10 protein-coding genes are annotated in these 14,505 nt (G+C 71.1%); 8 read left to right on the forward strand and 2 right to left on the reverse strand.

Annotated elements, in window-relative coordinates; translation table 11 throughout:
• The first annotated feature begins 57 nt into the window (after positions 1–57).
• From pcaF to Vqi01_RS10055, 4 genes are all read left to right on the forward strand, one after another.
• On the forward strand, positions 58–1,260 hold the full coding sequence (gene pcaF, locus Vqi01_RS10040) for a 3-oxoadipyl-CoA thiolase (RefSeq protein ID WP_204034451.1): 1,203 nt from the start codon (positions 58–60) through the stop codon (positions 1,258–1,260).
• A gap of 113 nt (positions 1,261–1,373) precedes the next feature.
• The gene (locus tag Vqi01_RS10045) at positions 1,374–2,192 is read left to right on the forward strand and encodes an SAM-dependent methyltransferase (protein ID WP_204034452.1); all 819 of its coding nucleotides are present in this window, start codon (positions 1,374–1,376) and stop codon (positions 2,190–2,192) included.
• Positions 2,193–2,195: 3 nt separating this feature from the next.
• Positions 2,196–4,349 (forward strand): putative bifunctional diguanylate cyclase/phosphodiesterase, encoded by a 2,154-nt coding sequence (locus Vqi01_RS10050; protein ID WP_204034453.1) that lies wholly within the window; start codon positions 2,196–2,198, stop codon positions 4,347–4,349.
• 78 nt (positions 4,350–4,427) lie between these two features.
• Positions 4,428–4,928, forward strand: a complete 501-nt coding sequence (locus Vqi01_RS10055; RefSeq protein WP_204034454.1) for a DUF456 domain-containing protein — start codon at positions 4,428–4,430, stop codon at positions 4,926–4,928.
• A gap of 252 nt (positions 4,929–5,180) precedes the next feature.
• Here the strand turns inward: Vqi01_RS10055 and rox are convergent, their stop codons facing one another.
• Positions 5,181–6,602 (reverse strand): rifampin monooxygenase, encoded by a 1,422-nt coding sequence (rox, locus tag Vqi01_RS10060; protein ID WP_204034509.1) that lies wholly within the window; start codon positions 6,600–6,602, stop codon positions 5,181–5,183.
• A gap of 278 nt (positions 6,603–6,880) precedes the next feature.
• Here rox and Vqi01_RS10065 point away from each other — a divergent pair, with 278 nt between their 5' ends.
• From Vqi01_RS10065 to Vqi01_RS10080, 4 genes are all read left to right on the forward strand, one after another.
• Positions 6,881–7,903, forward strand: a complete 1,023-nt coding sequence (locus tag Vqi01_RS10065; RefSeq protein WP_204034455.1) for a hypothetical protein — start codon at positions 6,881–6,883, stop codon at positions 7,901–7,903.
• A 165-nt stretch (positions 7,904–8,068) separates the two neighbouring features.
• Positions 8,069–9,433 carry a glutamine synthetase family protein gene (locus Vqi01_RS10070; RefSeq protein WP_204034456.1) on the forward strand — a complete coding sequence of 455 codons (1,365 nt, stop codon included), beginning with the start codon at positions 8,069–8,071 and terminating at the stop codon, positions 9,431–9,433.
• Positions 9,434–9,476: 43 nt separating this feature from the next.
• Positions 9,477–10,244 (forward strand): 3-oxoacyl-ACP reductase, encoded by a 768-nt coding sequence (locus tag Vqi01_RS10075; RefSeq protein ID WP_204034457.1) that lies wholly within the window; start codon positions 9,477–9,479, stop codon positions 10,242–10,244.
• Between the two features lie 165 nt (positions 10,245–10,409).
• Positions 10,410–14,108: a SpoIIE family protein phosphatase gene (locus Vqi01_RS10080; protein WP_204034458.1), complete on the forward strand. Its 3,699-nt coding sequence runs from the start codon at positions 10,410–10,412 to the stop codon at positions 14,106–14,108.
• Here the strand turns inward: Vqi01_RS10080 and Vqi01_RS10085 are convergent.
• The gene (locus Vqi01_RS10085; protein WP_239098297.1) at positions 14,085–14,429 is read right to left on the reverse strand and encodes an STAS domain-containing protein; all 345 of its coding nucleotides are present in this window, start codon (positions 14,427–14,429) and stop codon (positions 14,085–14,087) included. The genes Vqi01_RS10080 and Vqi01_RS10085 overlap by 24 nt on opposite strands.
• Positions 14,430–14,505: the final 76 nt, after the last annotated feature.

Genomic DNA, 14,505 nt, shown 5'->3' on the forward strand with positions numbered 1-14,505 from the left:
CCCCGTGGATCCGGTGGACGCCGCCTGCCGACCTTCCCCACCCCCGAAGGACTCGCGATGACCGTGGCATACCTGGTGGCCGGTGTCCGCACCCCGATCGGCCGGTACGCCGGCGCGTTGGCCGGCGTACGCCCCGACGACCTGGCCGCGCACGTCATCCGCGAGCTGGTCGCCCGCCACCAGACGGTGGACTGGGCGCGTACCGACGACGTGATTCTCGGCTGTGCCAACCAGGCCGGCGAGGACAACCGCAACGTGGCCCGGATGGCGGCGCTGCTCGGCGGGCTTCCCGAGGAGGTCTCCGGCAGCACCGTCAACCGGCTTTGTGGCTCCGGCCTGGACGCGCTGGCGACCGCCGCCCGCGCCGTCGTCGCCGGAGAGGCCGACCTGGTCGTCGCGGGCGGCGTGGAGAGCATGAGCCGGGCGCCGTTCGTCATGCCGAAGGCGACCACCGCCTTCTCCCGGGCCGCCGAGATGTACGACACCACGATCGGCTGGCGGCTGGTCAATCCGCTGATGGAGCGGGGCTGGGGCATCGACTCGATGCCGGAGACGGCCGAGAACGTCGCCGCCGAATACGGCGTCGACCGGCTCGCCCAGGACGAGTTCGCGTACCGCTCGCAGGTGCGCGCCGCCAAGGCCCAGACCGACGGCCGGCTCGCCGAGGAGATCGTGCCGGTGACCGTGCCGGCCGGCCGGGGCGGGACGCGGCTGGTCGAGGTCGACGAGCATCCCCGGCAGACCTCGCTGGAGAAGCTCGCCGCGCTGCCCACCCCGTTCCGGGACGGCGGCACGGTGACCGCCGGCAACTCCTCCGGCGTCAACGACGGTGCGGTGGCCCTGCTGGTCGCCTCGGAGGCGGCGGTCTCGGCGTACGGGCTCACCCCGCTGGCCCGGGTCACCGGCGCGGCCACCGCCGGGGTGCCGCCCCGGGTCATGGGCATCGGTCCGGTCCCGGCGACCCGCCGGCTGCTCGACCGACAGGGGCTGGCCTTGGCCGACCTCGACGTGATCGAGCTGAACGAGGCGTTCGCCGCACAGTCCGTCGCGGTGCTGCGGGAGTTGGGGCTGCCCGCCGACGCCGAGCATGTCAACCCGAACGGCGGTGCCATCGCCCTGGGGCATCCGCTCGGGGCCAGCGGTGCGCGGCTGGCGCTCACCGCTGCCCTGGAACTGCGCAGGCGGGGTGGGCGACGGGCGCTGGCCACCATGTGCGTCGGTGTCGGGCAGGGCATCTCGCTGCTGCTGGAGGCGGCCTGATCGGCCCGGCCACCCCACGAACGCAAGCACCGAGGCGGATCTCCCGTCGCGTGAAATGGCGGCCTAGAGTGGGCAGCGTCACACGATCCGCGGCGACGACTTGGGGTGCACCAGTGCAGATGCCGGACGGACTTCCCACCGAGATCGACCTCTCCCGGCCCAGCGCGGCCCGGGTGTACGACTACTTTCTGGGCGGCGGCCACAACTTCGAAATCGACCGGCAGTTGGCCGAGCAGATCGCGGCCATGACGCCGAATCTCCCCGCGACCATGCGGGCCGGGCGGGATTTCCTGCGCCGGGCCGTGCGGATGCTGCTCGACGCCGGCATCGACCAGTTCCTGGACATCGGCTCCGGCATTCCCACCGTGGGCAACGTGCACGAGGTCGCCCAGGCCGCGAACCCGAAGGCCCGGGTGGTCTACGTCGACATCGACCCGGTGGCGGTGGCGCACAGCCGGGAACTGCTGACCGGCAACGACCTGACCGCTGTCCTCCACGCCGACCTGCGCGACCCGGAGGGGATCCTGGCCGAGGCCCGCCGGCTGGATCTGCTCGACTTCGACCGGCCGCTGGGCATCCTGCTGGCCGGAGTGGTCCACTTCGTCCCGGACACCGACCGTCCCGCCGACATCATGGCGGCCCTGCGGGCCGCCGCCGCGCCCGGCAGCCATCTGGTCATCTCCCACTCCACCTTCGAGGACCAGCCGCAGGAGATGCTGGACGCGCAGCGACTGTCGGCGCGTACCGCCACCGAGATCACCCTCCGCTCGTGCGCCGAGATAACCGGCTTCTTCGGCGACTGGGTGCTCGTCGAGCCGGGGGTGGTGTACATGGAGCTGTGGCGCCCCGACTCACCGTCCGAGGTTGACGCCGACGCGCAGCGGTTCGGTGCCTTCGGCGGCGTGGCCCGGTACGACCGGGCCGCGGACTGACCGATGGCCGAGGTCGACGCAGCCGGCGAGGACGCCGTCGACCGGACCGGTGCCCAGCGCTACGCGGCCGAGTGGGCCCGGGCCGTACGCCGGCTCGGATTCGTGCCGTTGAGCGCGGCCGAGACCGAACGGCTGCTGCTGGCGTACACCCTCCGGCTGGCCGATGCCCTGCGCACCGACGAGTCGGTGGCGTCGGTGGCGGAGGAGATCGGCCGGGCCATGGTCGAGACGAACCTGACCGAGCCGGGAATGATCGAGTGGTCGGTACGTGCCCTCGCCGACCGGCTTCCGGCCCGGGTGCTCTGCGGACGGGGCGGATCCGGTGCGGCAGCCGGGCTCGCCGGGCGGATCGCGGCTGCGCAGGGCGGCCTGGCCGCCGGCTTCGCGCGGGCGTTGCGCGATCGCACCTTCGTCCACCAGGAGCGGATCGCCCGATCCGCGTGGCAGGCCCGGGACGCTGTCGAACAGGCGTTGCGGGACAGCGAGGCCCGCTTCCGAGCCGTCTTCAGCGGGGCGGCGATCGGCATCGGCATCGCCGACGTCGACGGCCGCATCATCGACGTCAACCAGGCCTTCGCCGACATGCTCGGCTACCCGGTCGAGGAACTGCGGCGGCTCGACGTCGCGTCGCTGTTCCACCCCGACGACGTGGCCGGAATGTCGGAGCTGTACCGGGAACTGGTCGAGGGCAAGCGCGAGAGCGTTCGGGCCGAGCAGCGGTACCACCGCAAGGACGGCACTTGCGTCTGGGCCGACCTGGCGGTCTCCCTGATCCGTCACGACGACGGCCGGCCCCGGTTCACCGTCGCCGTGGCGGAGGACATCACCGGGCGGTACGAACTCCAACGCCGACTACGTTTCCAGGCGCTGCACGACCCGCTCACCGAACTGCCCAACCGGACGCTGTTCTTCGAGACGTTGGGGCGGCTGCTGGGCCAGGCGGGCCCGGTCGGGCTCTGCTTCCTCGACCTCGACGGGTTCAAGGCGATCAACGACAGCCTCGGCCACGACCTCGGCGACCGGCTGCTCGTGACAATCGCCCGACGGCTCGCCGGCTGCGTGGCGGAGCGCGGCTACCTGGTCGCCCGGATGGGAGGCGACGAGTTCGCCATCCTGGTCGACGGTGATGCCGGGATCGACGGCGTGATCGCGGTGGCCGAGGCGGTGCTGGCCGCGGTCTCCGCTCCGGTGTTCGTCGACGACCAGCAGCTCATGGTCTCGGCCAGCATCGGCATCGTGGACTCCGAACACGTCGGCGCCAGCGTCGCGGAGCTGATGAAGGCCGCTCACACCACGCTGTACTGGGCCAAGGCGCAGGGCCGGGGCCGGTGGGCGGTCTACGACCCGGAGCGCAGCGCCCGGGACATCGCCCGGTCGGGCCGGCTCGCCGGGCTGCCGCTGGCGCTGGACCGGGGCGAGTTCGTGCTGCACTACCAGCCGATCGTGTCGCTGTTGGACGGACGGATGCTGGCGGTCGAGGCGCTGGTCCGCTGGCAGCACCCGCAGCTGGGGCTGATCGGGCCGGACCGGTTCATCGGGCTGGCCGAGGAGACCGGGCTGATCGTCCGGCTGGGCGAGTGGGTGCTGCGACAGGCCTGCCGGGACGCCCGGGGATGGCACACCGAGTTTCCCGACGCCCGGCTGGTGGTCAGCGTGAACCTGGCCGCCCGTCAGGCCGACGCCCCGGCGATCGTGGACACCGTGGCCGACACCCTGGCCAGCAGCGGACTGCCGGCGGAGCTGTTGCAACTGGAGCTGACCGAGAGCGCCGTGATGGGCTCGGCGGAAGAGCCGCTGCGGACGCTGCACCGGCTGGCCGGTCTCGGCGTGCGGCTGGCAATCGACGACTTCGGCACCGGGTACTCGAACCTGGCGTACCTGCGGCGGCTGCCGATCACCTGCCTGAAGCTGGCCGCGCCGTTCGTCGAGGGCATCCGGGGCGACGAGCCGGACGCCGCCGACCACCGCGACGAGCGGATCGTCGACGCCCTGGTGCGGCTGGCCCACGCGTTGGAACTCTGGGTCACCGCCGAGGGGGTGGAGACCGAGGCGCAGGCCGAGCGGCTGCGCGCGCTACGCTGCGACACCGCGCAGGGCCGCCTCTTCGGCCCACCCGAACCCGCCGACGCGATCAGAACCCGCCTGGCCGGCGGGTAAGGAAGGGCACCTTATTAACGCCTGCGGTAGAGGAAGGGCCCCTTCTTAACAACCGCAACGATCAGATGAGGAGCCGACGTGAGTCTGACAGAGACCGGCACGGTGGTGTCCGTGATCGCCGCGTTGGCGATCCTCGCCGGGTTGGCCGGGGTGGTGGTGCCCGGCCTGCCGGCGCTGCCGCTGTGCTGGGGCGGCGTACTGGTCTGGGCGTTGTTCGGCGAGGCCGGCGCCGGGCGCTGGCTGGTGCTCGCGGCCGCCACCCTGGTCGCCCTGGGCGGCACCGTGGTCAAGTACGCCTGGCCGGGCCGCAACCTCAAGCGAGCCGGCATACCCACCTCCACGCTGCTCGTCGGGGCGTTGCTCGGCCTGGTCGGCTTCTTCGTCATCCCGGTCGTCGGGCTGGTCATCGGCTTCGTCGGCGGCATCTTCCTGATGGAACGGTTGCGGCTGGGCGACACCCGGCTGGCCTGGCCGGCGACGAAACGGGCCGTCGGCGCGGCCGGACTGTCGATGCTTATCGAGTTTCTCTCCGGGATGGTGATCGGCGCGCTCTGGGTGGCCGGCCTGGTGCTGACCTGACGCGATGCCGGGCGGCGCGGGGCGGAGCCAGGGCAGGGCGCAGTGCCGTGCCCGAGAGAGAGGTGACGATTCCCCGCGCCGCCGCGGCTGCCGGGCCGTTCCGAGGGCCCGGGGCGGCCCGTCGCGATCGGGCCTGGTCACGAACCCAAGGATGGGGTACGCCGAAGCACCCGGCAACGCAATTGCGTGGCGCCCGGTCGGCGTCACCTGCTCCGGGCTGCAGGAAGCCGCCGGGGCCGACGAAGCTGCCGCCTAGGCGGCGGTGCCGAACCAGCGGGGCAGATGGTCGAGCAGATCCTGCTGGTCGTCACCGACCCAGGCCACATGCCCGTCCGGCCGCAACAGCACGGCGGGTACGTCCAACTCCTCGCTGACGTCGACCACGTGGTCGACGCGGTCGGTCCAGCCGCTGATCGAGAGCCGGCCGGTTTGGTCGAGCAGCAGGCCACGGCCGGCGTGCGTCAGCTCGTAGAGGCGGCCCCGCTTCAGGCGTACGTCCCGCATCCGTCGGCCGAGCAGGTCGTGCCCCGCGCCGAAGTCGTAGCGGACCCCGATCGCAGTGATTTTCTCGACCAGGTACCGGTTGACCTCCTCGAAGTCCATCAACTCCGACAGCAGCCGGCGCACCGCCAGCGGGCCCGGCTCGGTGCCGAGCAGCTCCATCTGCGCGCGCGTGTTGTTCAGCACGTCGGCGGCGACCGGGTGCCGTTCGGTGTGGTAGCTGTCCAGCAGCCCCTCCGGCGCCCAGCCGGCCACCTCGGCGGCCAGCTTCCACCCGAGGTTGAACGCGTCCTGGATGCCGAGGTTGAGCCCCTGCCCACCGGTCGGCGGGTGGACGTGCGCCGCGTCGCCGGCCAACAGCACCCGGTCGACCCGGTAACGCTCGACCAGCCGGGTCGCGTCGCCGAAGCGGGACAGCCAGCGCGGTGAATGCACGCCGAAGTCGGTGCCCGCGTACGCCCGCAGTTGCTGTTGGAAGTCCGCCAGAGTGGGTGGCGCCGAACGGTCGGCGGCCACCCCGTCGGCGGGCACCACCACCCGGTACACCCCGTCGCCGACCGGTCCGAGCCCGAACCGCTTCTGGGTCTGGCGGACCTCGGCGACCACGGCCGCCACCGTCTCCGGCGGCGCGGTCACCTCCATCTCGCCAAGCAACGTGTCGACCCGGCTCGGCTCACCGGGGAAGCCGACCCCGAGCAGCTTGCGGACCGTGCTGCGCCCGCCGTCGCAGCCGACCAGGTAGCGGGCGGTAAACCGGCTGCCGTCCGCCACCTCGACGGTCACCGCCTGCTCGTCCTGGCGCAACCCGACCACCTCGCAGCCGCGCCGGATCTCCACGCCGACCTCGGCCGCGTGCTCCTCGAGCAGCCGGTCGGTGACCGGCTGCGGGATGCCCAGGATGTAGGGATGCGCAGTGCCCAGTCGGCCGGGCGCGGGCTTGTCGATACCGGCGAAGCCGCCAGCCGGGTACCGCTGCCCGAGAGCGAGGAAACGGTCCAACAGGCCGCGCTGGTCCAGCACCTCGATGCTGCGTACGTGCAGGCCGAGCGCGCGCACGAACGGCGGCGGCTCGTGCTCCTTCTCCAACACCAGCGTGCGTACGCCGTGCAGCCGCAACTCGCCGGCCAACATCAGCCCGGTCGGCCCACCCCCGGCAACGATCACGTCGTACATACGTACCCCCATTTGGTTCTCAACCCGTTTCCGGGCAGCGCGAATCGGTGCGGATTTTCGGATTTCCGCAGCTCCCGACGGTCTTCGGTCGCAGATTCTGCGCCACCACCCGGGTCTTGCGGCAAGACCCGGGGTGCGATATACGTTGAGAGTGGCAGGAAGACGGACCTCTTCCTGCCTTTCGCATTTCCGTCTCCTTGATCATGAGGCGCTCGGTGTCGCCGTCGCATTGGCCGCAGGCTCTGCTCCGTCGGCCTGGCATCGGGTAACTTTGATGGATGCCGCATCAGTTCGAGCAGGTCCGGCGACAACACAGCGCAACCGGTCGGCGCGTGGTGCCGCGCGAGCCGGCCGGTCCAGGCCACCGACTGCTCGACCTGCAGCGCACTGCCGGCAACGCCGCAGTCCAGCGGGCTATCGAGAACGCCAGGTACGGCACCGACGACCCGGAACGGATCAAGGCGGCCAAGGAGTTCTTCGCGCTGGTCGACGGGCGCACCCAGGCTGCGTTCCGATACGTGCTCACGACGCCGTCGCTTGGCGCGTTCGTCGCGTTGGACGGGCACACCGCGCTCTGGTCCAAGCTGTGGAACGGCTACCTGGCCACCGGCGACACCCAGGGTCTCGCGGCGGCCTTCGGGTACGTCATCGAGACGCTGGTCAGCAACCCGTCCTCGGCGTACTACGCGAAGGCACCGGACGGTTACGCGATCCTGCCCCAGGTGACCAAGGGCGGCACCCGGCCCGATCTGGTGCTGGCCAAGGACGGCCAGCAGATCGCCTGGGTCGACCTGACCGCCTCGAACCGCGAGGGCCACATCTTCGACAAGGACTCATGGGATCGGCACATCGCGATCTATGCCGAGGTCACGTACGACTCGCTCAAGGCCGAGCACCGCGCCACCATGGTCGCCAACAAGGACAACACCGGCACGATCAGCGCGGAGGAACTGGAAGCCCGGCTGGCTGCCGCGCGGAAACGCTACGAGAAGCTACGGGTGTACTGGAAGGCCGTCGGCACCGGGTTGCGGTTCAGCGGATGGAAGGCGCAGGTCCGGGATTCGGAAGGGCTGAAAACGTACGACATGCTTGACCTCCAGTCCGAACGCAAGATCCCGTACATCCTCGAACTGCTGCGGAACCAGTTCGGCATCGCCGACCTGGATCACGACACGGCCGCGAACATTCTGGTCGCGCTCCAGGTCGACCCCACGCGGTGGGGACTGCTGGGCAGTTCGAGCGTGGGTGCCGGTGAGGCGTGGCTGATGGCCAACGACGAGAAGAGCAAAGAGGTCAGCTGAGGGAAGCGTTCCGGATCGCGGCGAATCCGGTTACCTCCGTCTGGAGATGGTGCCGGGCCCGACCGCCGCTGCGGTTTGCGGGGGAGAGTGGAAGGGGGTACGAGCGGAGCGCCCCATTGACGATGATCGGCTCGGCCGGTAGACCTGGGTGATGGAGGCTGGCGGATGAGGAAAGCACCGCTCACGCTGGAACAGCTACGGGTCGCCGTCGCCGAGGGCGAGATCGACACGGTGGCGCTGGCCCTGGTCGACATGCAGGGCCGGTTGCAGGGCAAACGGTTCCACGCGCCGTACTTTCTCGACCAGGTCGTCGCGCACGGCAGCGAGGGATGCAACTACCTGCTCGCCGTCGACGTGGACATGAACACCGTCGACGGGTACGCGATGTCGAACTGGGAACGCGGCTACGGCGACTTCGCGATGCGGCCGGACTTGCACACGCTGCGCCGGGTGCCGTGGCAGCCCGGCACCGCGATGCTCCTGGCCGACCTGGAGTGGGTGGACGGCAACGGCCCGGTGGCCGCCTCGCCCCGGCAGATCCTCCGCCGGCAGCTCGACCGGCTGGCCGGGCACGGGCTGACCGCGTACGCCGGGACAGAGTTGGAGTTCGTCATCTTCCGTGACTCGTACGAGCAGGCATTCCGGCGCGGCTACCGCGACCTGACCCCGGCCAGCCAGTACAACGTGGACTATTCCCTGCTCGGCACCGCCCGGGTGGAGCCGCTGCTGCGCCGTGTCCGCACCGAGATGGCCGGCGCGGGGTTGACGCCGGAGAGCGCCAAGGGCGAGTGCAACCTCGGCCAGTACGAAATCGCCTTCCGGTACGACGAGGCGTTGGCCTGCGCCGACCACCACGTGATCTACAAGAACGGGGCGAAGGAGATCGCCGCCCAGGAGGGCCTGTCGATCACCTTCATGGCCAAGCCGAACGACCGGGAGGGCAGCTCCTGCCACATCCACTTCTCGCTGCGCGACGCCTCCGGCGACTCGGCCCTGTTCGGCGACGGCCCGGCCCACCTCAGCGTCACCGGGCAGCGGGTGTTGGCCGGGCTGCTCGCCACCATGCGGGAGCTGAGCCTCTTCTCCGCCCCGAACATCAACTCCTACAAGCGCTACCAGCCGGGCTCGTTCGCCCCCACCGCGCTGCGCTGGGGCACCGACAACCGCACCTGCGCACTCCGCCTGGTCGGGCACGGTCAGGGGCTCCGGGTGGAGAACCGGGTGCCGGGCGCGGACGTGAACCCGTACCTGGCGATCGCGGCGCTGGTGGCCGGCACCGTGTACGGCATCGAGCACGGGTTGGAACTGGGCGACGAGTGCACCGGCAACGCGTACGACGACTCGGCGGCGCAGCGCGTCCCGGGCAGCCTCCGCGAGGCCCTGGCCCTCTGGCAGTCCTCCCAGCTCGCCCGGGACGCCTTCGGTGACGACGTGGTCGCCCACTACGCCAACATGGCCCGCCTCGAGTTGGCGGCTTTCGACGCCGCCGTCACCGACTGGGAACTGACCCGTGGCTTCGAACGCCTCTGACCGCCCGCCACCGCACCCGTTCACCAGCACGACAGGAGCGAACATGCCGGGACGGTTGCAGGATCGGGTCGCCGTGGTGACCGGGGCGGGCAGCGGGATCGGGCTGGCCGCGGTGCACCGGTTCGCCGCCGAGGGGGCCCGGGTGGTGTGCGTGGACATCGACGCCGAGACCGGTCAGCGGGCCGCCGACGACGTGGACGGCAGCTTCGTCGCCGCCGACGTGACCGACGAGGCGGCGGTGCGGGGCCTCTTCGACGGCGTGGTCGAGCGGTACGGGCGGGTGGACGTCGCGTTCAACAACGCCGGCATCTCGCCGCCGGACGACGACTCGATCCTCAAGACGGGGCTGGACGCCTGGGAGCGGGTGCTGCGGGTCAACACCACCAGCGTCTACCTCTGCTGCAAGCACGTCATCCCGCACATGCGCCGACAGGGCCGTGGGTCGATCATCAACACCGCCTCCTTCGTGGCGCTGATGGGCGCGGCGACGTCGCAGATCGCGTACACCGCGAGCAAGGGCGGAGTGCTGGCGCTGACCCGGGAACTGGGCGTGCAGTTCGCCCGGGACGGCATCCGGGTCAACGCCCTGTGCCCGGGGCCGGTGGCCACGCCGTTGCTGCGGGAGTTGTTCGCGGCCGATCCCGAGCAGGCCGCGCGCCGGCTGGTGCACGTGCCGATGGGACGCTTCGGTGAGCCGGCCGAGATCGCCGCCGCGGTGGCGTTCCTGGCGAGCGACGACGCCTCCTTCATGACCGCCGCGCAGTTCGTGGTCGACGGGGGCATCACCGGGGCGTACGTCACCCCACTGTGATCTCTTCGGCACTGATGGTGATCAGTGGATCTGTGGATTCACCTGCGGAGGCGGGAACCAGCGTCCGGCGACCTTGATGCGTTACGTTGCTGATCGGTCGGGGTAGAAGGCGGAACACGGCATTTGGTGATCGGGCGCGTCGTGTGACACGGCCGGGGAGGCTGCATGAACTCGGCCCAGGCGAGTACGGACGGAAGCCATCCGTCCGATACGGGCGAAGAAATTCCTCCGCTGCTCGCGGCGGCGTTCGCCGGCGGCGGCGAGATGGGCGCACTTCTGCGTGACCACGACTGGTCGAGCAGCCCGCTCGGCACTCCGGACCGATGGCCGGCCGCCCTGGGCAACGCGATCAGCACGATGCTCGCTTCGAAGGCGCAGATCGCCATGTTCTGGGGTGACGACTTCCGCGCCTTCTACAACGACGCCTACCGGCCGACCATCGGCGACAAGCACCCGGCGATCCTCGGGCAGCCCGCCCGAAAGCACTGGGCGGAGACCTGGGACGTGCTCGGGCCGCTGCTGACCGGTGTGTTGCGCGACGGCGAGGCGTACCAGGCGCAGGACCATCACTTCCTGATCAACCGGCACGGTTTCGTGGAGGACGTCTTCTTCGATGTCTCCTACGACCCGATCCGGGATGCGGACGGTTCGATCAACGGCGTGCTCTGCGTCTGCAGCGAGACCACCGGGCGGGTGCTGGGCGAGCGCCGGCTGCGGGCCCTGGCCGAACTCGGAACGGAGCTGGCCGAGCTGGGCGACACCGAGGAACTCGGCCAGGTCGTGGCGGCCGTGCTCGACCGGCACCGGCCGGACATGCCGTTCGGCCTGCTCTACCTGTACGACGCCGACGGCCACCTGTGCCCGGCCGGGGGCAGCGGGGGCGAACTCGCCGCCGTCGAAGCGCCCGCTCGCCTGGTCGAACTCGCCGCGGCCGGCACCGTCGACACGGTCTGCACCGCCGGCCTGCTCGGGCACGTACCGGCCGACGCCGCCGACGAGGCGATGGTGCTGCCGATCAGCGCGACCAACGAGCCGGCCGGGGTGCTGGTGCTGGGGTTGGCCCGCCGGCTGCCGCTGACCCGCGACTATCGCACCTTCTTCGAGCTGGTCGCCGCACAGGTCTCCGGCGCGGCCGGCAAGCAGCGGGCGTACGAGCAGGAGCGGGCGCGGGTCGCCGCACTGGCCGCCCTGGACCAGGCCAAGACCAACTTCTTCGCCAACGTGAGTCACGAGTTCCGTACCCCACTGACCCTGGTGCTGGGCCCGCTGGAGGACATGCTCGCCGACCCCGCGTTGACCGAGCCGTACGCCGAGCGGCTGACCAGCATGCACCGCAACGCGATGCGGCTGCTGAAGCTGGTCAACACCGTGCTCGACTTCTCCCGGTTGGAGTCGGAACGGCTGGTCGCGTACTACGAGCCGATCGACCTGGCCAGCTACACCACCCGGCTGGTCAGCACCTTCCGCTCGGCCGCCGAACGCGCCGGGCTGCGGCTGGTGGTCGACTGTCCGGCACTGCCCGAACCGGTCCACGTCGACCAGGACATGTGGGAGAAGATCGTCCTCAATCTGCTCTCCAACGCCGTGAAGTTCACCTTCGACGGCGAGATCCGGGTGCGGCTGCGGGCCGTCGACGGGGTCGCCCGCCTGACGGTCACCGACACCGGCGTGGGCATCCTGCCGGAGGAACTGCCGCACGTCTTCGATCGTTTCCACCGGGTGTCGGGGGTGCGGTCGCGCAGCCACGAGGGCACCGGGATCGGGCTGGCGCTGGTCCGCGAACTGGTCGAGATGCACGGCGGTCGGGTCAGCGTGACCAGCCAGGTCGACCGGGGCAGCACCTTCGTCGTCGACCTCCCGTTCGGCGCCGGGCACCTGCCGGACGACCGGGTGGCCGACACCGGTGCCCCCGAGCGGGAGCCGGTGCAGGCCGCGCCCTTCCTCGCCGAGACCGCGCGCTGGACCGACGGGCCCACGTCGGCCCGCACCACGCTCACGGCTTCGGCCACGCCCACACCGGGCACTGCGCCGGCTTTCACCCGTACCCCGGCCGGGTCCGTGCCGGCGGGCCGCATCCTGGTCGTGGACGACAACCCGGACCTACGGGAACACGTCGCCCGGCTACTCGAACCGAACTGGCAGGTGGTGACCGCCATCGACGGTGTCGATGCTCTGCGGCTGGCCACCGGGAGCGCCTTCGACCTGGTGCTGACCGACGTGATGATGCCTCGACTGGACGGCTTCGGTCTGGTCGCCGCGCTGCGCGCCGACCCGCGCACCCGTTCCGTGCCGATCGTGCTGCTCACCGCCCGGGCCGGTGCGGGCGAGGAGATGGCCGGGCTGGCGGTCGGTGCGGACGACTACCTGACCAAGCCCTTCTCCGGACAGGAGCTGATCGCCCGGGTCCGGGCCAACGTGGAACTCGGCCAGCTGCGCGGCCAGGTCGTCCGTCGGCTGCACGCCCTGGCGGACGCCGCGGTCGCGGTGAACACCGCCCGCTCCACTGCCGATGTGCTCCAGGTCGCGGCGCGACACGCGCTGAGCCTCGCCGAGGCCGTCCGGGTGGTCGTCTCCGTCGGTGCGGCCCGGTACGCGGCCGGCGACGGCGAGACCAGCGCCGAGCCGACCGACGTCCTGCCGTTGACCGGCGTCGCCGGCCAACGGCTCGGTGAGCTGCGGGTGTGGCGTCCGGCCGCCGAGGGCGCCGGTACGGACGAGGCCGCGCTCACCCAGCTCGCCCGACTGGTCGGGGTACGCCTGGAAAACGCCCAGCTCTACGAGGCCGAGCACCGCATCGCCACCACCCTGCAACACAGTCTGCTGCCACAGAGCCTGCCCCGGCTGCCCGGTGCCGTGGTGGCCAGCCGGTACCTGCCCGGCAGCGCCGACGTCGAGATCGGCGGCGACTGGTACGACGTCATCGCCCGCGACGACGACGAACTCGTGCTGGTCATCGGGGATGTGGTGGGCAAGGGCGTGCCGGCCGCCGCGGCCATGGGGCAGCTGCGCAATGCGTTGCGCGCGTACGTGCTGGAGGGTTTCGGTCCGGGCGAGTCGCTGACCCGGCTCAACCGGCTGGTGGGCTCGACCGAGTCTCGCTCGTTCGCCACCGTTTTCACCGTCTGGTTCAGCCCACGCACCAACCAGCTGCGGTACGCCAGCGCAGGCCACCCGTCCCCGCTGCTGATCCGCGGCGACGACGCGGTGTTCCTGTACGGCCGTGCCCTCGGACCGCCCGTCGGGGCCATTCCCGGCACGGAATACGAGACGGTCACCGGCGAGCTACGAGCCGGCGACCGTCTCCTGCTCTACACCGACGGTCTGATCGAGGACCGGCAGGTCGGCATCGACGTCGCCCTGGCCCAGCTACGCGCCGACGCGGCCCGGCCCGGCGAGCACGTGGCCGACCTGATCGAGGCGGTCGTCGAGCGGGTCGTCGACCGGCCCCGCCGCGACGACGTGGCGGTGCTCGCGCTGGAGGCCGCCGAACTCAACCGGTTCACGCTGCGGCTGCCGGCCGACCCGACGCGGTTGAGCATGCTGCGTAAGCGACTGGAGGAGTTCCTCGTCGCCCATGAGGTGAGCGAGAGCGATCTGTTCGACCTCACCGTGGCGGTTTCCGAGGCCGCGGCGAATGCCATCGAGCACCCGGTCGACCCGGCGGAACCGATGATCGTTGTCGAGGTGAGCGTGGAGGACCGGGTGGTGGTGGCGACGGTGCGGGACACCGGCCGGTGGCGGGAATCGACCGGGTCGGGCTTCCGGGGCCGGGGCCTGTCGCTGATCCGGGCACTTGGGGAGCTGTCGGTCAAGCGTACTTCCGAGGGGACGGAGGTGACCCTACGCCGGCGGCTCGACCCTTGAGCCGGCTGAGCTTCGGCAGAGCCAGCGCTGCTCGCCCAGGCCGGCGATCTCCAGCACTCTGCTGACCTGTCGCGACGGCAGCACCGTCAGCGACTGCGGATAGCGGCCGGCGAGTCGGACCAGGGCGTGGATGGCCGCCGAGTCGAAGAAGGTCACCGCGCGCAGGTCGAGTGTCACGTGGGCGGCCGGCTCGCGCAGCGCGGCCTGGAACATGGTGTCGGCGGTCGCCATGTCGACCTCGCCGGCGACCACTACTCGGAGATGGTCGCCATCGATCTCCGCGCTGGCGGAGAAGACGGGAGTCTCGCCCCGTTGATCCACGCAGACACCTTGACACAGTGCCCGGGGTGGGGCAACAAACTCCGGCGACGGACGGTGATGGGAGCCCTCCGACGAT

The sequence above is a fragment of the Micromonospora qiuiae genome, assembly GCF_016863555.1.
Lineage (GTDB): Bacteria > Actinomycetota > Actinomycetes > Mycobacteriales > Micromonosporaceae > Micromonospora > Micromonospora qiuiae.